We start from the raw sequence: 19,080 nt of genomic DNA on the forward strand, positions 1-19,080 counted from the left end.
AATAGTCTCCACAGCATATTCATCATCAGAGACGGCGTTCAGTATATCGAACGTCCCTGGTGGATGACCCAGTACTGCGGCATTACATGTGTGGAGGGACCCGCGGTGGCAGCAGCACCAGTCTGGAGTGTCGACCCCCGAACCGGGAAGCAGCGTGAACAGGTTGCGGTGGAGGCCACAGCCCAGGAGGTGGACGCCGCCGTCCGTGCCGCGCACGAGGCGCGTGGCTCACTCGCGGACCGTACCGTCCGCGCGGCCTTCCTGCGCAGCGCCGCCGAGGAGCTTCAGGCGGCCAAGGACGGTCTCGTCGAGACCGCCGACGCCGAGACCGCGCTCGGCCCGGTCCGGCTGACCGGCGAGCTCGCCCGCACCTGCTACCAGCTGCGGGCCTTCGCTGACATCGTCGACGAGGGCGCCTTCCTCGACGTCGTCATCAACCACCCCGACGACACGGCGACCCCGCCGATCCCGGATCTGCGCCGCTACAAGGTGTCCCTCGGCGTCGTCGCCGTCTACTCGGCGTCGAACTTCCCCTTCGCCTTCTCCGTCGCCGGCGGCGACACCGCGAGCGCCCTCGCGGCCGGCTGCCCCGTCGTGGTCAAGGCGCACCCGGACCACCCGGCCCTGTCCGAGTACGTCGCGAAGGTGCTGCGCCGTGCCGCCGCCCGGCACGACATCCCCGACGGCGTCCTCGGGCTGGTGCACGGCTTCGAGGCGGGCGTCGAGCTGATCAAGCACCCGCTGGTCGCGGCGGCCGGATTCACCGGTTCCGTGCGGGGCGGGCGTGCGCTGTTCGACGCGGCCGCCGCGCGTCCCGTGCCGATCCCGTTCCACGGCGAGCTCGGCTCGCTGAACCCCGTCGTCGTCACCGACGCCGCGGCCGCCGAGCGGGCCGAGGCGATCGGTGCGGGTCTCGCCGGTTCGATGACGCTGGGCGTCGGCCAGTTCTGTGTGAAGCCGGGCCTCGTCCTCGCGCCGGCCGGCGCCGCCGGTGACGCCCTGCTGAAGTCGCTGACCGACGCCGTCAGCGACACCGACGCCGGGGTGCTGCTCGACCACCGGATGCGTGACAACTTCGTGGCCGGTGTCGCCGAGCGGGCCGAACTGCCCGACGTCGACTCCCCGGTCACCCCCGGCGCGGGCGGTGAGCACACCGTCAGCGCGGGCTTCCTGACCGTTCCGGCGAGCAGGCTGGCGGCGGAGGGAGAGCACGACCTGCTCCTGGAGGAGTGCTTCGGGCCGGTCACGGTGGTGGCCCGCTACGAGGACGAGGCCGAGGTGAAGGCCGTGCTGTCGCGGCTGCCGGGCAACCTCACGGCGACGGTGCAGCTGTCCGAGGAGGAGGCCGCGGGTGAGGGGCGGGGCGCGGAGCTGCTCCAGGAGCTGACGCCGCTGGCCGGGCGTGTGCTGGTGAACGGCTGGCCGACGGGTGTTGCCGTCGCGCCGGCTCAGCATCACGGTGGGCCTTACCCGGCGACGACGTCCACGTCCACGTCGGTGGGCGGAACGGCGATCGAGCGGTGGTTGCGGCCGGTTGTCTACCAGAACGCTCCGGAGGCGCTGCTTCCGGCCGAGCTGCGGGACGAAAACCCGTTGGGGCTGCCTCGGCGGTTCAACGGGCGACTTGAGCGTTGATCGCGTAGCGCCGTAGGGCTGCGGGTGATCTGCGGGCTGCCGGTTGGTTGTGGTTGATCGCGCCCACGCGGCGGAGCCGCAAATTGACAGAGCCCCGCGCCCCTGGAGGTCGGACCTGCAAGACTTGGTCGAATGGATCTCGAACTTCCCGAACTTCCGTTCCCCCTGCGCTCTTACGGGCCCGAGGCCCACTGGTCCTATGAGGGCCGGGTGCTGACCGGGTGGGCCGGGGCGCGGCAGGATCGGTTTGTGCCGCCCACCGGGGAGGGGCTGGACCCCGCCTCCGACGCGCCGCGGCTGCTGGGGGCGCCCGAAGGGGACTTCCAGCTGATCGCCCGGGTCACGGTCGGGTTCGGTGCGGCCTTCGACGCCGGGGTGCTCTACGTCCATGTCGGCGAGCGCGCCTGGGCCAAGCTCTGTCTGGAGTACTCCCCGGACGTGCCCACCGTCTGCACGGTGGTCACCCGGGGGCACTCCGACGACGCCAACTCCTTCACCGTCGACGGCAGTTCCGTCTGGCTCCGGGTGAGCCGCACCGGCCGTGCCTTCGCCTTCCACGCCTCCCGCGACGGTGAGCGCTGGACCTTCGTCCGCCTCTTCACCCTCGGCGACGAGAAGGAGACGGACGCGGCCCTGGTCGGCTTCATGACCCAGTCGCCGATGGGGGAGGGCTGCGTGGTGACGTACGACCACATCGAGTTCAGGCCGCACTGGCCGAACGACCTGCGCGACGGAAGCTGAGGCCTGGTGGTGATCCGTACCGTCCTGCCCGCCGATGTGGAGGACGTCGTGGCGCTGCATGCGCGGGCCCGGGCGACCTACTACCCCGACGGGCTGCCGCAGGACGGCACCGACTGGCTCGCCGCCTGGCGGAGCGCCCTCGCGCGGCCGGACGGGCGGGTGCTGTGCGTCGAGGAGGCGGGGCGCATCGTCGGCCTGGCCTCCTTCCGCACTCCCGAGGGCGTCCCGGCGGACACGGTGAAGCTGTTCCAGTTCCACGTCGACCCGGACCACTGGGGCCGCGGCGTCGGCACCGGCCTGCACACGGCCTGCGTCGAGGCGTGGACATCCGGCGGCAAGCGGACGGCCGTCCTCGAGGTGCACGTCGACAACCGGCGGGCGCAGCGGTTCTACCGGCGGCACGGGTGGGTGGCGGAACCGGCCGAGCCGGGGGATCACCACCTGACGATGCGGCTCTCCCTGACCACGGAATGAACCCGGGACCACAGAATGAACCCGGGACCACGGAATGAACCCGGCTGCTTGAACGTTCACCAACTCGGCGGAGGGAGCCTCCGCACCCCGTACGAGCCGGAGAGAGCCGAAGACATGCGCGTCGAGATCTGGAGCGACATCGCCTGCCCCTGGTGCTACGTGGGCAAAGCCCGCTTCGAGAAGGCGCTGCGGGACTTCCCGCACCGCGACGAGGTCGAGGTGGTGCACCGCTCCTTCGAGCTGGACCCGGGCCGCGCCAAGGACGACATCCAGCCCGTGATCACGATGCTCACCAGGAAGTACGGCATGAGCGAGGCCCAGGCCGAGGCCGGTGAGGACAACCTGGGCGCGCAGGCCGCCGCCGAGGGGCTGGACTACCGCACCCGGGGCCGCGACCACGGCAGCACCTTCGACATGCACCGCCTGCTGCACTTCGCCAAGGAGCAGGGGCACCAGGAGCGGCTGCTCGACCTGCTGTACCGGGCGAACTTCGCCGAGGAGCGCTCTGTCTTCAACGACGACGAGCGGCTGGTGGAGCTCGCCGTCGCCGCCGGACTGGAGGCGGAGGCCGTCCGCGCGGTGCTCGCCGACCCGGGCTCCTACGCCGACGAGGTACGCGCCGACGAGCGGGAAGCCGCACAGCTCGGCGCGAGCGGTGTGCCGTTCTTCGTGCTCGACCGCAAGTACGGCGTCTCCGGTGCCCAGCCCGCGGAGGTCTTCGCCCAGGCCCTGACCCAGGCGTACGGCGAGCGCTCGCCCCTGACGATCGTCGACAGCGGCGACGCGGACGCCTGCGGGCCGGACGGCTGTGCGGTGCCCCAGGGCCCCTTCTGATGGATCTCCGCGGCGTCGCGGCGCTCGGCACGCACGCTCGAGCGCCGCTCCTTCTCCCACGGAGATCCATCAGAAGGGGCCCGCGCTGAAGCCGCAGGTCGGGGCGTATGTATAAGCGGCTCTTAGCGACATCACGCAGAAATCGGTAATGGACGGGGAGATCCAGGGGACGCAGAGTGGTTCCATGGAGACCTTCGAGAACCTCGTCCGTGCCGAGTTCGCCCCGAAGCACACCTACCTCAACACCGCGAGCAACGGGCTCCTGCCCGCCCGGACCGTCACCGCCCTGCACCAGGCCGTGCGGATGCGCGCGGAGGGCGTGCCCCTGGGGCCCCTGTACGAGGACGTCGAGGCGGCCCGCGCGTCCTTCGCCCGGCTGGCCGGCGTGCCGGCCGAGCGGGTCGCCACCGGCGCCTCGGTCGCCGAGTACGGCGGGCTGATCGCCGCCTCGCTGCCCGAGGGCGCCGAAGTCCTCACCGCGGAGGCCGACTTCGCCTCCCTGGTGAACCCGTTCCACGCGCGCGGCGACCTCAAGGTGCGCGCCGTGCCCCTGGAGCGGCTCGCCGAGTCCGTCCGCCCCGGCACCGCGCTCGTCGCGGTCAGCACCGTCCAGTCCGCCGACGGCCGGCTCGCCGACCTGCCGGCCGTGCGCGAGGCGGCCCGGGCGCACGGCGCCCGCACCTACGTCGACGCCTCCCAGTCGGCCGGCTGGCTGCCGATGCAGGCCGACGCGGACGACTTCCTCGCCGCCGTCGGCTTCAAGTGGCTCCTGGGACCGCACGGGGCCGCGTTCTTCGTCGCCCCGCGGGACTTCGGCGGGCTCACGCCGCTGCTCGCCGGCTGGGTCGCCGGTGAGAAGCCCTGGGAGAGCTGCTACGGCCCCGTCGAGGAACTCGCCCACTCCGCCCGGCGCTTCGACATCAGCCCCTCACTCTTCAGCTACGCCGGGCTGCGCGCCTCCCTGGAGCTGCTGGAGGACATCGGCATCGACGTCGTGCACGCCCACGACGTCGCCCTCGCGGACCGCTTCCGCGTCGGGCTCGCCGAGCTGGGCCACGCGCCGGTGGCCGCGCCGGGCTCGGCGATCGTGTCCGTGCCGGGGCTCGGCCACCGGCAGGGCGAGCTGAGCCGGGCGGGCATCGAGGTGTCCGACCGGGCCGGGAATCTGCGAGCCGCGTTCCACCTCTACAACACGGCGGCGGACGTCGACCGGCTCCTGGACGTCCTGAAGGCATGAAGGCATGAAGGCATGAAAAAACCGGGTGGGGCCTCCCGTCCCACACGAGGAGGCCCCACCCGGCAGCTTGGTCACACGGTCACTTCACCGGCGTGAAGTCCCGCGCCCCGATGAACTCCGGACGCCGCACCGGCGCCGCGAACGGCTCCACCGCCGTGTTCTCCACGCTGTTGAACACGATGAACACGTTGCTGCGCGGGAACGGCGTGATGTTGTCGCCGGAGCCGTGCATGCAGTTGCAGTCGAACCACGTCGCCGAACCGGCCTTGCCCGTGAACAACTTGATGCCGTGCTGCGAGGCCAGCAGGGTCAGCGCCTCGTCCGACGGCGTGCCCGCGTCCTGCATCTGCAGCGACTTCTTGTAGTTGTCCTTCGGCGTGGCCCCCGCGCACCCGAGGAAGGTCTTGTGCGACCCCGGCATGATCATGAGCCCGCCGTTGGTGTCGTAGTTCTCGGTCAGCGCGATCGAGACCGACACCGTGCGCATCCGCGGCAGACCGTCCTCGGCGTGCCACGTCTCGAAGTCCGAGTGCCAGTAGAAGCCACTGGCCCCGAAGCCCGGCTTGACGTTGATCCGCGACTGGTGGACGTAGACGTCCGAGCCGAGGATCTGCCGCGCCCGGCCGACGACCCGCTCGTCCCGCACCAGCTTGGCGAACACCTCGCTGATCTTGTGCACCTCGAAGACCGAGCGGATCTCCTTGGACATCGGCTCGACGATCGACCGCTCGTCGGCACGGATGTCCGGGTCGTTCACCAGCCGGTTCAGCTCGTTCCGGTAGACGGCGACCTCGTCGTCGGTGATCAGCTCGTCGATGGCGAGGAAGCCGTCACGCTCGAAGGAGAGCAGGTCGGCGGGCGCGACCGGACCGGGCGCGTCGGGGGCGCCCCAGACGACCGGGTCCTGGCGCGGGGTGAGCACCTCGGTGGCGCCACGACTGGGATACAGGTCGGGGATACCGGTGGTGGTGTCGGTGATGGCGGTCATGGAAACGTCACACCTCCTCGGTGAGCAGCGGGTAAACGCCGTTCTCGTCGTGGTCCTCCCGTCCGGTCACGGGCGGATTGAAGACGCAGAGGCAGCGGAAGTCCTTCTTGATCCGCAGCGTGTGCTTCTCGTGCCCGTCCAGGAGGTACATGGTGCCGGGCGTGATGGTGTACGACTTCCCGGTCTCGCGGTCGGTCAGCTCCGCCTCGCCCTCCACGCAGACGACGGCCTCGATGTGGTTCGCATACCACATCGACGTCTCCGTACCCGCGTACAGGACCGTCTCATGCAGGGAGAAGCCGACCTTCTCCTTGGCGAGGACGATGCGTTTGCTCTCCCACGTGCCGGACGCCGACTTCACGTGCCGGTCGGTACCTTCGATCTCCTTGAACGAACGGACAATCACGGTGCTGCGATGCCTCCTAAATGGGGTGGTGCCGGTTACTTGGTCAGGCGGTCTCGCGGACGGCGCGGGCCAGCATCGACAGGCCCTCGTCCAGTTCCTCGGGCGTGATGGTGAGGGCGGGAAGCAGTTTCACGACCTCGCTCTCGGGCCCGGACGTCTCGATGAGCAGCCCGAGTTCGAAGGCGCGCTTGGCGACCTTGCCCGCGCGGTCCTTGTCGTGGAACTCCATGCCCCACACCAGGCCGCGGCCCCGGTACTCCTTCACGTCGGCCAGGTTCTCCTCCGTGATGGAGATCAGCGCCTGCTCGACCTGCTCGCCGCGCTTGCGGGTCTGCTTCTCCATCGCGGAGCCGTCGGCCCAGTACGCCTCCAGGGCCGCCGTGGCCGTGACGAAGGCGGGGTTGTTGCCGCGGAAGGTGCCGTTGTGCTCGCCGGGCTCCCACACGTCGAGCTCGGGCTTGAACAGGCACAGCGACATGGGCAGGCCGTAGCCGCTGATCGACTTCGAGACGGTGACGATGTCCGGCGTGATGCCCGCCTCCTCGAAGGAGAAGAAGGCGCCGGTACGGCCGCAGCCCATCTGGATGTCGTCGACGATCAGCAGCATGTCCTGCCGCTCGCACAGCTCCGACAGGGCGCGAAGCCACTCGGGCCGGGCCACGTTGATGCCGCCCTCGCCCTGCACGGTCTCGACGATCACGGCGGCCGGCTTGTTCAGGCCGGAGCCCTGGTCCTCCAGCAGCCGCTCGAACCACAGGAAGTCCTCGACGGTGCCGTCGAAGTAGTTGTCGAACGGCATGGGCGTGCCGTGCACCAGCGGGATACCGGCGCCGGCCCGCTTGAAGGCGTTGCCGGTCACGGCCAGCGAGCCCAGCGACATGCCGTGGAAGGCGTTGGTGAAGGACACGATCGACTCGCGCCCCTTCACCTTCCGCGCCAGCTTCAGCGCGGCCTCCACGGCGTTGGTGCCGGTCGGGCCCGGGAACATGACCTTGTACGGCAGGTCGCGCGGCCGCAGCAACAGGTTCTGGAAGGCCTCCAGGAACGTGCGCTTGGCGGTGGTCGACATGTCGAGCCCGTGCGTGACGCCGTCGCGCTCCAGGTAGTCGATCACGGCGCGTTTCAGGACGGGGTTGTTGTGCCCGTAGTTCAGCGACCCGGCTCCGGCGAAGAAGTCGAGGTACTCATGGCCGTCCTCGTCGTACATGCGGCTGCCCACCGCACGGTCGAAGACGGTGGGCCAGCCGCGGCAGTAGCTGCGTACCTCGGACTCGACGGTCTCGAAGACACTCAGGTCGGGCTGGGTGATGGTCACGACGAATCGCTCCTCGGTGCGTGGGGGAAGTCTGCGGGAGTCGGGCGGAAAGTCAGGGGGCCAGCGGGCCGATGCGGTACAGGACCTCGGGGTCGTGCGGCCCGTCGGGGAACACGGCCGTGTCGAACAGCACCTCGCGCTCCAGCCGGGCGCCGTGCCGCTCGGCGAACGACGTGAACAGGCGCTCCGAGGCGGTGTTGCCCGGGGTGATGGTGGTCTCCACCGTCGTCACCCCGCGCTCGGTGACGGTCCGGGCGACCAGACCGTCGAGCAGCGTGGCGGCCAGCCCGCGCCCGCGGTGCGCCTCGTCCACCGCCACCTGCCAGACCAGCAGGGTGTGCGGGCTGTCCGGCCGCACGTACCCGGTGATGAAACCCATCGGCTCGCCGTGCTCGTCACGCGCTACGGCCGACGTGGCCGCGAAGTCGCGGCACCACAGCAGATAGCTGTAGGACGAGTTCAGGTCGAGAACCTTCGAGTCCTTCGCCATCCGCCACAGTGCGGCTCCGTCAGCCACCGTGGGGCGGTCGATTTGCGGATCTGCTTGTACGGCAGTCATGCGAATTGAACTTACCCAGCGAAATTCGAAATTGCATCGCCGAGAGGGGTTACGTATGAGCCGGGCCTGTGTTATCGCGCGAGCGCGAGGCTTCACGCGAATGGGCAGCGCTATGCCCGATATTGTCCGGGTAATACCGGGCATAGCGGTCACGGTGTGTAACGCGTCACAGCCGTGTAATCACCACGAGATCTGCCCGAATTCCTTCTCCAGGTGTCCTCAAAATCTTTGGGTTTAGGATCGGAGAAAGCGGGCAGAAGAATACGGGAAGCTGTTCTTGAAAGAATTCTTAATTGTGTGCCAGCTTACATATGGGTCGCTTCGGAAAGCACGTCTAATTCAGGCCCCGGTCACTCCGTCGATGCGTTCCCGCAGGAGATCGGCGTGACCGTTGTGCCGTGCGTACTCCTCGATCATGTGGATCAGCACCCAGCGCATGCTGACCTCCATCCCGGGCACGGGCCCCTCGGCGACCCGCCCGATGTGGTCCAGCGGCAGCCCCGCACACAGCTCACGCCCCCGCTCGATCTCCCGCCGCCAGATCCCGAGCGCCTCGTCGAGCCCTCGCCCCGGGTCCAGCGTGTAGCCGGTGCCGTCCTCGTACACCGGCGGCACGTCGAGGCCGGCGGCCACCCGCTGGAACCAGTTCCGCTCGACCTCGGCGAGATGCTGCACCAGCCCGAGCAGCGTCAGCTCGGACGGCTCGGCCGACGCCGTCCGCACCTGTGCGTCGTCCAGCCCGGCGCACTTCAGCGCCAGCGTGGCCCGGTGGAAGTCCAGCCAGCTCTCGAGCATGACCCGCTCGTCACCGGTGAGGTGCGGGACGGGACGGCCGTCGGGAAGGGTGATGGGGGTGTCGGCGGGGGTGTTGGTGGTCATGCGGGGAGCATGGCACGGACCACTGGCAACGGCGGCGGGCCCGGGCTGCCGCCCCGCCTTGGGCCCGGCTCCCGCCCGACGGTGGGCTCTGGCTGCCGCCCGGCGGTGGGCCCTGGCTCCCGCCTGGCCGTGGGCCCCGGCTGCCGCCCGGCCGTGCACCCCGGGCCACCGCCTGGCCTTGGGCCCTGGCTCCTGCCCGGCGGTGCACCCCGGGCCACCGCCTGGCCTTGGGCCCTGGCTCCTGCCCGGCCGTGGACCCGGCTGCCGCCTGGCTTTGGCCTCCGGCTCCTGCCCGGAGGCGGGCCCGGGCCACCGTCCGGCCGTGGCTCCGGCTGCCGCCCGGCCGTGGACTCGGCTCCTGCCCGGGGGCAGGCCCGGCCCATCGCCTGGCCTTGGGCCCCGGCTGCCGCCCGGCCGTGGACCCGGCTGCCGCCCGGCGGTGAATCCCGGCTACCGCCACGCCTCCTCTGCCGCCCGCAGCGCCCCCGCCACGTCCACCGACATCCCCGCCTCCGAGAGCGCGGTCCCCAACGCCGCCAAGCTCGCCCGCACAGCCCCCGGCGTCGCATCGGCCCCGTAGTGATTGACCCGGATCATCTCCTTGGCCAGCGCACCTCCGCCGGCGGCGAGCGGCACCGCCGGGTCCGCCTGAAGCGCCCTGGCCACCAGCTCCGCCGCCACCGCCCCGGACGGCGCCCGGAGCGTCGTGGCGACCGGCGCCGCGTCCCGGGCCTCGTACACATACGGCTCCAGCCCGCCACCGAGCGCGACCGCCCCTGCCCGCGTGGCCGCCGCCGCGGAAGCGTGCCGGGCCATCACCGCGTCCGGCCCCTCCGCCTCGATCCGCTCCACGCACGCCTCCAGCGCCAGCATCTCCAGCTGCGCCGGGGCGTGCAGCAGTGCCTTGCGGCCGCCGTCGATCCACCGCTCCTTCCAGTCGAGCAGCGACAGATACGACCGGCGCGGCGCCCGCGGGTTCGCCGCCATCCGGGCCCACGCCCGCTCGCTCACCGACACGGCCGACACGCCGGCCGGCCCGCCCATCGCCTTCTGCGCCCCGATCACGCACAGGTCCACGCCCCACGCGTCCGGCAGCACCGGCTCGGCACCGACCGACGCCACCGCGTCCAGGTAGAACAGCGCCCCGTGCGCCCGCACCACCTCGCCGATCTCCGCGACCGGATTGGTGTTCCCTGTCGCCGCCTCCGCGTGCACCAGCGACACGAAGTCGATCTCCGGGTGTTCGGCGAAGGCCTGCCGGATCTGCTCGGCCGTGACCGCCGTGTGGAAGGGCACCGCCAGGTCGACCACCGTCGCCCCGCAGTCCCGCAGCCAGTCGCCGAAGGTCTGCCCGTACGGGCCCGTGATGACGTTCAGGGCCGTCGTGCCCGGACCGGCCGCGGCGCGGATCGCGCCCTCCAGCGGCAGCAGGGCCTCACCCTGCATGATCACGACGTCCTGCTCGGTGCTCAGCAGCCGGGCCACACGGTCCTCGATCGCGGCGAAACGGTCCGCGCCGAGCGGGGCCAGGTCCAGAAACGGATGCGTCACGGTGGCGCTCTCTTCACTCACGGGGACTACTCCCGGGGACAACGGGAACGAGCGTAACCGCCGTGCCCCGGCCCGCTGCGACCGGCGACTTCCCAGGTCCGGCGGCTCCGCAGCCATCGGATTGTTTTCAGGGACTCAAACTTCTCCTTATGATCAGAACCCACAGTTCACTCACAGGAGGCTCGTCGTGAACACGCACCCCGGGCACCGGGCCCGCATCCTGGCCGCCACCACCGCGACGGCCGGGCTGCTGCTCGTGGCCGGCTGCACCTCCACCGACGACGGCGGCAGCGGCAAGAAGACGGCCGCGGGCGGCGTCGAACTCGTCAGGGCGGGCCAGCTCACCACCTGCACCCACCTGCCGTATCCGCCGTTCCAGTCGGAGATCGACGGCAAGGTGCAGGGCTTCGACGTGTCGCTGATCGACCTGGTCGCCAAGGACCTGGGCGTGAAGCAGGACATCGTCGACCAGCCGTTCGAGAACTTCAAGACCGGCGGGTCCCTCAACGCCGGCCAGTGCGACCTCGCCGCCGCCGGCATGACCATCACCGAGGAGCGCAAGAAGAACGTCGACTTCTCCGACCCGTACTTCAACGCCACCCAGGCGGTGCTGGTCGACAAGAAGAGCGGCATCGGCTCCTTCGCCGCACTCAAGGGCAAGAAGCTCGGCGCCCAGGCGCAGACGACCGGTGAGGACTACGCCAAGAGCAAGGGCCTCGATCCGGTCTCCTTCGAGTCCTCCGACGCCGTCCTCAACGGCCTGCGCACCGGCCAGGTCCAGGCCGTCGTCATCGACTACCCGGTCGTCCAGGGCTGGCTGAAGGACAAGGCCAACGCCGACGCCTTCAAGGTCGTCGACAACATCGAGACCGGCGAGCAGTACGGCTTCACGGTGAAGAAGGGCAACACCAAGCTCCGCGCCGCGATCAACAAGGCGATCGCGGACGCCAAGGCCGACGGCACGTACAAGAAGCTGTACGAGCAGTGGATCGGCCCCTACGACGAGTCCGCCGCGTCGCCGGCCGCCTCATGACCGACACCGCCCCGCCCGAAGTCCAGCCCAAGAAGAAGGGCCTCACCCGGCGGCAGAAGCGCAGCCTGTCACGCGGTGTCCAGTACGCCGTCTTCGTCGCGGCCGTGATCGCCTTCGCGGTCTCGGCCGACTGGGACCGGCTCCAGAACCAGTTCGCGCAGGCGGACATCGCCGAGCGCATGTTCCCCGACGTCATCACGCTGGCGCTGAAGAACACCGTGCTCTACACGGTGACCGGCTTCGCGGTGGGGCTCGCCCTCGGCATGGTGATCGCGCTGATGCGGCTGTCCTCCGTGGGGCCGTACCGCTGGCTCGCCGGGATCTACATCGAGATCTTCCGCGGTCTGCCCGCCCTGCTGATCTTCATCTTCATCGGCGTCGCCGTACCGCTGGCCTTCCCCGGCACCGAGATCATCGGCGGCACGTACGGCAAGGTCGCCCTCGCGCTCGGCCTGGTGGCCGCCGCCTACATGGCCGAGACGATCCGCGCCGGCATCCAGGCCGTGCCCAAGGGACAGATGGAGGCGGCCCGTTCGCTCGGCTTCTCGCCCGCGCGGGCCATGATCTCCATCATCATCCCGCAGGCGTTCCGCATCATCCTGCCGCCGCTCACCAACGAACTGGTGCTGCTGTTCAAGGACTCCTCGCTGGTGCTGTTCCTCGGCGTCACCCTGGAGGAGCGCGAACTGTCCAAGTACGGCCGCGATCTGGCCAGCCAGACCGCCAACTCCACGCCGATCCTGGTCGCCGGACTGTGCTACCTGCTGGTCACGATCCCGCTCGGCTTCGTCGTACGCCGCATGGAGGCGAAGGCCCAGGAGGCCGTGAAATGAGCCGACCCGAGATCGAGGTGCGCGCGCTGCACAAGTCGTTCGGCGCCAACGAGGTGCTGCGCGGCATCGACCTGGAGATCGGCCGGGGCGAGGTGGTCTGTGTCATCGGCCCGTCCGGCTCCGGCAAGTCGACGCTGCTGCGCTGCGTGAACCTGCTGGAGGAGCCGACCAAGGGGCAGGTGTTCGTCGGCGGTGCGGAACTGACCGACCCGGACGTCGACATCGACGCCGCACGCCGCCGCATCGGCATGGTCTTCCAGCAGTTCAACCTCTTCCCGCACCTCACGGTGACCGAGAACCTCACGCTGCCGCAGCGCCGGGTGCTGCGCCGCGACAAGGCGGCGGCCGCGAAGGTGGCCGCCGAGAACCTGGCACGTGTGGGCCTGTCCGAGAAGGCGGCCGCCTACCCCTCCTCCCTCTCCGGCGGCCAGCAGCAGCGCGTCGCCATCGCCCGGGCCCTGGCCATGGGCCCCGAGGTGATGCTGTTCGACGAGCCGACCTCGGCGCTGGACCCCGAACTGGTCGGGGACGTCCTCGCGGTGATGCGCATGCTCGCCGACGAGGGCATGACGATGATGGTCGTCACCCACGAGATGACCTTCGCCCGCGAGGTCGCCGACCGGGTCGTCTTCATGGACGGCGGCGCGATCGTCGAGGACGGCACCCCCGAGCAGGTCATCGGCAACCCGCGCCACGACCGCACCCGCCACTTCCTCTCCCGCCTCCTCGACCCCGCCATGGCCGAGGTGGAGGAGGAGACCTCGGACCAGGTGGGCAAGGCCGAGTAACGGCTGGCTAGGGTGCCGTACATGAGCGATCGCACGGTGCTGCACGTGAAGGGACGGGTGCTCGTCGGACCCGAGGAGGTCCGCGACGAGCTGTGGGTCGTCGACGGCCGGATCTCCTACGACCGTCCCGCCGGCGCCCGCGACATCCGTACCGTCCGCGGCTGGGCCCTGCCCGGCCTCGTCGACGCGCACTGCCACGTGGGACTCGACCGGCACGGCGCGGTCCCGCAGGACGTCGCAGAGAAGCAGGCGCTGACCGACCGGGACGCGGGCACGCTGCTGATCCGCGACGCGGGCTCGCCCTCCGACACCCGCTGGATCGACGACCGCGACGACCTGCCGAAGATCATCCGCGCCGGGCGGCACATCGCCCGCACCCGCCGCTACATCCGCAACTACGCCTGGGAGATCGAGCCGGACGACCTGGTCGCCTACGTCGCCCAGGAGGCCCGGCGCGGCGACGGCTGGGTGAAGCTGGTCGGCGACTGGATCGACCGCGACCTCGGCGACCTGTCGGCCTGCTGGCCGCGCGGGGCGGTGGAGGCGGCGATCGCCGAGGCGCACCGCCTGGGCGCCCGGGTCACCGCGCACTGCTTCTCGGAGGACTCCCTCCAGGACCTCGTCGAGGCGGGCATCGACTGCATCGAACACGCGACGGGCCTGACCGAGGACCTCATCCCGCTGTTCGCCGAACGGGGCGTCGCCATCGTCCCGACGCTGGTGAACATCGCGACGTTCCCGCAGCTCGCCGACGGCGGCGAGGCCAGGTTCCCGCGCTGGTCGGCCCATATGCGCCGGCTCCACGAGCGCCGCTACGACACCGTGCGGAGCGCCTACGACGCCGGGATCCCGGTCTTCGTCGGCACCGACGCCGGCGGCGGACTCGCCCACGGCCTCGCGGCGGCCGAGGTCGCCGAACTGGTCACCGCGGGCATCCCGCCCGTCGAGGCCCTGGCCGCGGGGACCTGGACGGCCCGGGCCTGGCTCGGCCGCCCCGGCCTGGACGAGGGCGCCCCGGCCGACCTCGTCGTCTACGACGAGGACCCGCGCAAGGACGTGGGCGTACTGGCCGCGCCGCGCCGGGTGGTGCTGAACGGGCGCGTGGTCGGATAGCCGCGCGGGTGACGCGGGGAACGTCTGTGAGGGCTTGAAAGTGTCCCCCTCACCTCGTTGGAGTGCCCGCCACCGCACGCTCCAGCGCCCGCAGGAACCCGTCCACCGTCGCTCGGTCCCGCACCGCCAGCCGCAGCCACTCCCCGTCCAGGCCGGGGAAGGTGTCCCCGCGCCGCACGGCATAGCCGAGGTCGCGCAGCCGGCCGCGTACGGTCGCCGCGTGCGGAAGGCGGATCAGGACGAACGGGCCCTGTGCGGGCTCGACCACCCGCAGTCCGGCCGGGGCGAGGCGGGCGAGGCCCGTCAGCAGGTGGGCCCGGTCCGCCGCGATGCGGTGCGCCGCGTGGGCCGCCTCCGCCACCGCCCGTGGCCCCACGCACGCCTGCGCCGCGGCCAGCGCCGGTGTCGACACCGGCCACAGCGGCTGCGCCCGCTCCAGGTCCTCGATGGTCTCCGGCGCTGCCAGTACGTACCCGATCCGCAGCCCCGCCAGCCCCCACGTCTTGGTCAGGCTGCGCAGCACCACGAGGCCGGGCACGTCGACGCGGTCCGCCAGGGCCTCCCGCTCGCCCGGCACCGCGTCCATGAACGCCTCGTCCACGACCAGCAGCCGCCCGGGCCGGGCGAGAGAGGCGATCACGTCCGCCGGGTGCAGCACCGACGTCGGGTTCGTCGGATTGCCGATCACCACCAGGTCCGCGGTCTCGGGAACGGCCGCCGGGTCCAGGCGGAAGCCGTCCTCCTCCCGCAGCAGCACCCGGTCGACCGTGTGCCCCGCGTCGCGCAGAGCGGCCTCCGGTTCCGTGAACTGCGGATGGACGACGACCGGCCGCCGCACCTTCAGCGCCCGCGCCAACAGCACGAACGCCTCCGCAGCCCCGGCCGTCAGCAGCACCCGCTCCACCGGCAGGCCGTGCCGTGCCGCCACCGCCGCGCGTGCCGCCCGCCCGTCCGGATAGGCCGCCAGCCCGCCCAGCGACGCGGCGATGTGCTCCCGCAGCCACGCCGGCGGGGTGTCCGCGCGGACGTTCACGGCGAGGTCGACGAGCGAGCCGCCGTCGTCCCGGACCTCCGCGTCCCCGTGGTGCCTCAGATCGTGGCCGCTCTCCGTGCCCATGGGCTTCTCAGTGGGCATGGGAGTGCGCCCCGTGGTGGTGCCCGTGCCCGTGCCCGTGGTGGTGGCCGTCGTCGTCCGGGTGGAAGTGCGGCTGCTGCGGCAGCCCCACCTTGTCCTCGAAGCCCGGCAGCGCGACGCGGTACACGCACGAGTCGCAGTTCATCCGCAGATCACCCTCGACCGCCTCCGTGTACCGCTCCCAGACCAGGTCCAGCAGCTCCGGCTCCGGCCCGATGACATCGGCCGAGCGCACCTCGACCTCCGGGTGCGCCGCCGCCCAGCCCTCCGTCTGCAGCCGCACCCGGTCCGGCAGGATGCCGGTGAACAGGAAGTAGGGGAGCACCACGATCCGGCGGGCGCCCAGCCGCACGCACCGGTCGAGTCCGCTCGGCACGTCCGGCGCCGCCAGCGACACGAACGCCGTCTCGACCCCCGCGTACCCGCGCCCCTCCCACAGCAGCCGGGCCGCCTTGTGCACCTCGGCGTTGGCGTCCGGGTCCGTCGACCCGCGCCCCACCAGCAGCACCGTCACATCGGCCCGGTCACCCGGCCTGCGCCCCGCCGTGCCGCCCAGCGCCTCGTCCAGCCGCCGCTCCAGCACGTTCAGCAGTGCCGGGTGCGGGCCGAGCGGGCGCCCGTACGTGTACGAGATCCCGGGGTGCCGCTCCTGCTCGCGGGCCAGCGCCGCCGGGATGTCGCCCTTGGCGTGCCCGGCGGACACCAGCATCAGCGGCACTGCCGCGAACCGCCGTACGCCCCGCTCCACCAGCTCGGCGACGGCCTCGCCCAGCGGCGGCGGGGACAGTTCGATGAAGCCGCCCGCGACGGGCAGTTCCGGGTGGCGGGCCCCCAGTTCCCGCACGAAGTCGCGGAACGCCTCGGCTCCGGCGTCGTCACGGGTGCCGTGGCCGGCGATGAGCAGGGCGGGCGGGGTGGTCACAGGTTCTCCTCGGCGGAAGTGGGGTGGTGGACGGCGCGGTTCACTCGGGCTCCTCCTGCCAGCGGTAGCCGCGCGGCGTCACCATGCGCCCGGCGATCTCGCGGGTCGCGGTGTTGCCCACGGTGACGACCGTCATCATGTCGACCGTCGCCGGGTCGAGCGCGGCCAGCGTCGTGAGCCGGGCGGACTCGTCCGGCCGCGAGGCGTTGCGCACGACACCGACCGGCGTCGTCGGCGCCCGGTGCTCGGCGAGGATGTCCAGCGCCTTGGGCAGCTGCCAGTCGCGGCCGCGCGAGCGCGGGTTGTAGAACGTCACCACGATGTCGGCCTCGGCCGCCGCCCGTACCCGCCGCTCGATGACCTCCCACGGCGTGTGCAGGTCGGACAGGCTGATCGACACGTGGTCGTGGCCCAGCGGGGCGCCCAGGATCGCGCCGGCCGCGAGCGCCGCCGTCACGCCGGGCACACCGACCACGTCGATGTCGTCGGAGGCCTCGGCGAGCGCGGGCGAGGCCATGGCGTACACGCCCGCGTCCCCGCTGCCGATCAGCGCGACGGCCCGCCCCTTGCGGGCCTCCTCGACGGCCGTGCGCGCCCGCTCCTCCTCGGCCCCGAGGCCCGACTCCAGGATCCGGGTGCCGGGCCGCAGCAGATCGCGGATCTGCTCGACGTACTGGTCGAGTCCGACGAGCACGGAAGCGCGCCGGAGTTCCGCCTTCGCGCGCGGCGTGAGCAGGTCCCGGGCACCCGGCCCGAGCCCGACCACCGCGAGCCGCCCGCGCCCCGGGCGCCGTACGACGGCACAGGTCGCCATGGCGGGGCTCGCGGCCGACTTCCGCTTGGGGACGAGGAGTTCGCCCCCGCTCACCAGGGCGGCGGCCTCCGCGACCGAGGGGGTGCCGACGGCGGCCAGGGGCGCGTCGGACGGATTGGGCACGTCGACTGCGGCCAACTCCCCGGCGGAGTACGTCACCAGGGGCACACCGACCCGCCGGGCGGCCTCGACGATGCCGGGCTCCTCCGCTTTGGCGTCGACGGTGGCGAGCTCGGCGACCGACGCCGCGGACAGCCCGGCCTCCCGCAGAACGCCCTCGATCAGCCCGAGCACTTCCTCGACGGGTGCGCCCTTCGACGCCCCGACCCCGACGACCAGCGACGGCGGGCGCAGCACCACCTGCCGCTCGGCCGTCTCGACGAGCCGGTCGGTCAGCCGGATCGTGTACGACCCCTCGGCGGCCACCGGGAGCGGCGGCAGCGGCCAGGCCACCTCGGCCCGCAGCGCCACCGCCTCACCGTCCAGCAACGCCCGGGAGACCCCGGCGACATCGCCCTCCACGGGCAGGCCGAGGGTGTCCAGGCCGGGCAGGTCCGCCGCGTCCGTCGCCGTGGTCACGACCGGCTCGGCACCCAGCACCTCCGCGACTTCTCGGGCGAGTTCGTTGGCTCCGCCGGCATGCCCGCCCACCAGGGACACCGCGAACCGGCCGCCCTCGTCGACGCACACCACGCCCGGGTCCGCCGTCTTGCCGGACAGCAGCGGCGCCACCAGCCGCACCACCGCGCCGGTCGCCAGGAAGCACACGAGCTGCTCGCACTGTGCGAACGCGGCCCCTACGGCGTCCCCGACGGGACCCTCGTACACGCGCGTGCGGTCCGGCCACGCGGCGGCCAGCCGGTCCCGCGCAGCCGCTCCTGCCGCCGTGGCGGAGATGAGGCCGATCACTGAGCGACTCCTTCTGCGATGTCTTCCATGCGCTCGACAGGTACGGGAGGCTGGACGATCATGAGCGGGCACCCCGTTCGCGCAGGGCCTTGCGGGCCTCCGGGTCGGCCTTGCGGTAACCGTGGAAGTGGCCCGGGTGGTAGAGGTGCGAGCGTGTGCCGTGCGCGTCGAGCGCCGGGCCGACCAGGAACAGCGTGTGCTTCCAGAGCTTGTGTTCCTTGACCGTCTCCTCCAGCGTGCCGATCGTGCACTTCACGACCAGCTCCTCCGGCCAGGTCGCCTGGTACGCGACCACGACCGGGGTCGTCGTCGGATAACCGCCCTCCAGCAGCTCCCGCACCAGCTGCCCGCTGCGGGCGGCGGAGAGGAAGATCGCCATGGTGGTGCCGTGCTTGGCGAACTCACGGACCTCCTCCCCGGGCGGCATGGGCGTCTTGCCCCCGCCGAGCCGGGTCAGGACGACGGACTGCGCGACCTCGGGGATGGTCAGCTCGCGCTGCGCGAGCGCGGCCACGGCGGAGAAGGCGGACACCCCGGGCACGACCTCGGTCGCGAGGCCGATCTCCGTACACCGGTCGAGCTGCTCCTGGGTGCCGCCCCACAGGGCGGGGTCACCGGAGTGGATCCGGGCCACCTTCAGCCCCTCTTCGCGCGCCCGTTCGTACACGGCCACCACGTCCTCCAGGGACAGGGCCGCCGAGTCGAGGATCTCCGCACCCTCGCGCGCGTGCTGGAGGACCTCCGCCTGGACCAGGCTCGCCGCCCAGATCACCACGTCGGCCTCGGCGATGGCGCGCGCGGCACGGAACGTCAGCAGGTCGGCGGCGCCGGGGCCGGCACCGACGAAGGTCACCTTGCCGGTGGGGGCGTCGGCCATGGGGTTGGTCCTCTCGTACAGGGGGTTACCGGTGGGC

At 71.7% G+C, this 19,080-nt stretch carries 19 protein-coding genes; 9 read left to right on the top strand and 10 right to left on the bottom strand.

All coding sequences use genetic code 11. The features are described from left to right. The first annotated feature begins 105 nt into the window (after nt 1-105). The 5 genes from MQE23_RS34055 (at nt 106) to MQE23_RS34075 (ending at nt 4,921) form a co-directional block, all read left to right on the top strand. Nucleotides 106-1,635 (top strand): aldehyde dehydrogenase (NADP(+)), encoded by a 1,530-nt coding sequence (locus tag MQE23_RS34055; protein WP_243381135.1) that lies wholly within the window; start codon nt 106-108, stop codon nt 1,633-1,635. 132 nt (nt 1,636-1,767) lie between these two features. Then, nucleotides 1,768-2,376, top strand: a complete 609-nt coding sequence (locus tag MQE23_RS34060) for a DUF1349 domain-containing protein (protein ID WP_020277263.1) — start codon at nt 1,768-1,770, stop codon at nt 2,374-2,376. Nucleotides 2,377-2,379: 3 nt separating this feature from the next. Next, complete coding sequence (locus MQE23_RS34065) at nt 2,380-2,850, top strand: GNAT family N-acetyltransferase (RefSeq protein WP_243382855.1); 471 nt, start codon at nt 2,380-2,382, stop codon at nt 2,848-2,850. 114 nt (nt 2,851-2,964) lie between these two features. Beyond that, nucleotides 2,965-3,684: a DsbA family oxidoreductase gene (locus tag MQE23_RS34070; protein ID WP_020277265.1), complete on the top strand. Its 720-nt coding sequence runs from the start codon at nt 2,965-2,967 to the stop codon at nt 3,682-3,684. A gap of 184 nt (nt 3,685-3,868) precedes the next feature. Continuing rightward, nucleotides 3,869-4,921, top strand: coding sequence for an aminotransferase class V-fold PLP-dependent enzyme (locus MQE23_RS34075; RefSeq protein ID WP_037673965.1), 1,053 nt, complete (start codon nt 3,869-3,871; stop codon nt 4,919-4,921). Nucleotides 4,922-5,000: 79 nt separating this feature from the next. Here MQE23_RS34075 and thpD read toward each other — a convergent pair whose 3' ends face one another. The 6 genes from thpD to MQE23_RS34105 all read right to left on the bottom strand — a co-directional run bounded on the left by thpD (nt 5,001) and on the right by MQE23_RS34105 (nt 10,619). Then, nucleotides 5,001-5,900, bottom strand: coding sequence for an ectoine hydroxylase (gene thpD, locus MQE23_RS34080; protein WP_243382857.1), 900 nt, complete (start codon nt 5,898-5,900; stop codon nt 5,001-5,003). 16 nt (nt 5,901-5,916) lie between these two features. Continuing rightward, nucleotides 5,917-6,315, bottom strand: a complete 399-nt coding sequence (locus tag MQE23_RS34085) for an ectoine synthase (RefSeq protein ID WP_020277268.1) — start codon at nt 6,313-6,315, stop codon at nt 5,917-5,919. A gap of 43 nt (nt 6,316-6,358) precedes the next feature. After that, nucleotides 6,359-7,630, bottom strand: coding sequence for a diaminobutyrate--2-oxoglutarate transaminase (gene ectB / locus MQE23_RS34090; protein WP_020277269.1), 1,272 nt, complete (start codon nt 7,628-7,630; stop codon nt 6,359-6,361). A gap of 52 nt (nt 7,631-7,682) precedes the next feature. Then, nucleotides 7,683-8,189 (bottom strand): diaminobutyrate acetyltransferase, encoded by a 507-nt coding sequence (gene ectA, locus MQE23_RS34095; protein ID WP_037673960.1) that lies wholly within the window; start codon nt 8,187-8,189, stop codon nt 7,683-7,685. Nucleotides 8,190-8,528: 339 nt separating this feature from the next. Further along, complete coding sequence (locus tag MQE23_RS34100) at nt 8,529-9,068, bottom strand: DinB family protein (RefSeq protein ID WP_020277271.1); 540 nt, start codon at nt 9,066-9,068, stop codon at nt 8,529-8,531. A 450-nt stretch (nt 9,069-9,518) separates the two neighbouring features. After that, nucleotides 9,519-10,619, bottom strand: coding sequence for an aminotransferase class V-fold PLP-dependent enzyme (locus tag MQE23_RS34105; RefSeq protein WP_243382858.1), 1,101 nt, complete (start codon nt 10,617-10,619; stop codon nt 9,519-9,521). A 187-nt stretch (nt 10,620-10,806) separates the two neighbouring features. Between MQE23_RS34105 and MQE23_RS34110 the strand changes: the two genes are divergently transcribed. From MQE23_RS34110 to MQE23_RS34125, 4 genes are read left to right on the top strand one after another with little or no spacing between them, the layout of a single operon-like run. After that, complete coding sequence (locus MQE23_RS34110; RefSeq protein WP_020272818.1) at nt 10,807-11,652, top strand: transporter substrate-binding domain-containing protein; 846 nt, start codon at nt 10,807-10,809, stop codon at nt 11,650-11,652. Further along, entirely contained in the window at nt 11,649-12,485 is an 837-nt protein-coding gene (locus MQE23_RS34115) for an amino acid ABC transporter permease (RefSeq protein WP_020272819.1), read from the top strand. Before MQE23_RS34110 ends, MQE23_RS34115 begins: the two co-directional genes overlap by 4 nt. Beyond that, nucleotides 12,482-13,273, top strand: coding sequence for an amino acid ABC transporter ATP-binding protein (locus MQE23_RS34120; RefSeq protein WP_020272820.1), 792 nt, complete (start codon nt 12,482-12,484; stop codon nt 13,271-13,273). Before MQE23_RS34115 ends, MQE23_RS34120 begins: the two co-directional genes overlap by 4 nt. Before the next feature lie 21 nt (nt 13,274-13,294). Next, complete coding sequence (locus tag MQE23_RS34125) at nt 13,295-14,386, top strand: amidohydrolase family protein (protein ID WP_037669395.1); 1,092 nt, start codon at nt 13,295-13,297, stop codon at nt 14,384-14,386. Between the two features lie 49 nt (nt 14,387-14,435). Here the strand turns inward: MQE23_RS34125 and cobC are convergent, their stop codons facing one another. Genes cobC through cobM form a run of 4 tightly spaced genes read right to left on the bottom strand, consistent with a single transcriptional unit; the run spans nt 14,436 to nt 19,043 of the window. Continuing rightward, entirely contained in the window at nt 14,436-15,503 is a 1,068-nt protein-coding gene (cobC, locus tag MQE23_RS34130; RefSeq protein WP_020272822.1) for an Rv2231c family pyridoxal phosphate-dependent protein CobC, read from the bottom strand. A 7-nt stretch (nt 15,504-15,510) separates the two neighbouring features. Beyond that, nucleotides 15,511-16,443, bottom strand: coding sequence for a sirohydrochlorin chelatase (locus tag MQE23_RS34135; protein ID WP_243381136.1), 933 nt, complete (start codon nt 16,441-16,443; stop codon nt 15,511-15,513). A 40-nt stretch (nt 16,444-16,483) separates the two neighbouring features. Next, the gene (cobJ, locus tag MQE23_RS34140; RefSeq protein ID WP_243381137.1) at nt 16,484-18,166 is read right to left on the bottom strand and encodes a precorrin-3B C(17)-methyltransferase; all 1,683 of its coding nucleotides are present in this window, start codon (nt 18,164-18,166) and stop codon (nt 16,484-16,486) included. A 58-nt stretch (nt 18,167-18,224) separates the two neighbouring features. Further along, nucleotides 18,225-19,043 (bottom strand): precorrin-4 C(11)-methyltransferase, encoded by an 819-nt coding sequence (cobM, locus tag MQE23_RS34145; RefSeq protein ID WP_020272826.1) that lies wholly within the window; start codon nt 19,041-19,043, stop codon nt 18,225-18,227. Between the last annotated feature and the right edge of the window lie 37 nt (nt 19,044-19,080).

The organism is Streptomyces sp. HP-A2021 (genome assembly GCF_022807935.1).
Classification (GTDB): Bacteria; Actinomycetota; Actinomycetes; order Streptomycetales; family Streptomycetaceae; genus Streptomyces; species Streptomyces afghaniensis.

Coding starts and splice junctions, on each gene's coding strand:
- MQE23_RS34115 (WP_020272819.1), top strand. CDS start 11,649: ATGACCGACACCGCCCCGCCCGAAGTCCAGCCCAAGAAGAAGGGCCTC.
- MQE23_RS34070 (WP_020277265.1), top strand. CDS start 2,965: ATGCGCGTCGAGATCTGGAGCGACATCGCCTGCCCCTGGTGCTACGTG.
- cobM (WP_020272826.1), bottom strand. CDS start 19,043: ATGGCCGACGCCCCCACCGGCAAGGTGACCTTCGTCGGTGCCGGCCCC.
- ectA (WP_037673960.1), bottom strand. CDS start 8,189: ATGACTGCCGTACAAGCAGATCCGCAAATCGACCGCCCCACGGTGGCT.
- cobC (WP_020272822.1), bottom strand. CDS start 15,503: ATGGGCACGGAGAGCGGCCACGATCTGAGGCACCACGGGGACGCGGAG.
- MQE23_RS34060 (WP_020277263.1), top strand. CDS start 1,768: ATGGATCTCGAACTTCCCGAACTTCCGTTCCCCCTGCGCTCTTACGGG.
- MQE23_RS34125 (WP_037669395.1), top strand. CDS start 13,295: ATGAGCGATCGCACGGTGCTGCACGTGAAGGGACGGGTGCTCGTCGGA.
- MQE23_RS34120 (WP_020272820.1), top strand. CDS start 12,482: ATGAGCCGACCCGAGATCGAGGTGCGCGCGCTGCACAAGTCGTTCGGC.
- MQE23_RS34075 (WP_037673965.1), top strand. CDS start 3,869: ATGGAGACCTTCGAGAACCTCGTCCGTGCCGAGTTCGCCCCGAAGCAC.
- MQE23_RS34100 (WP_020277271.1), bottom strand. CDS start 9,068: ATGACCACCAACACCCCCGCCGACACCCCCATCACCCTTCCCGACGGC.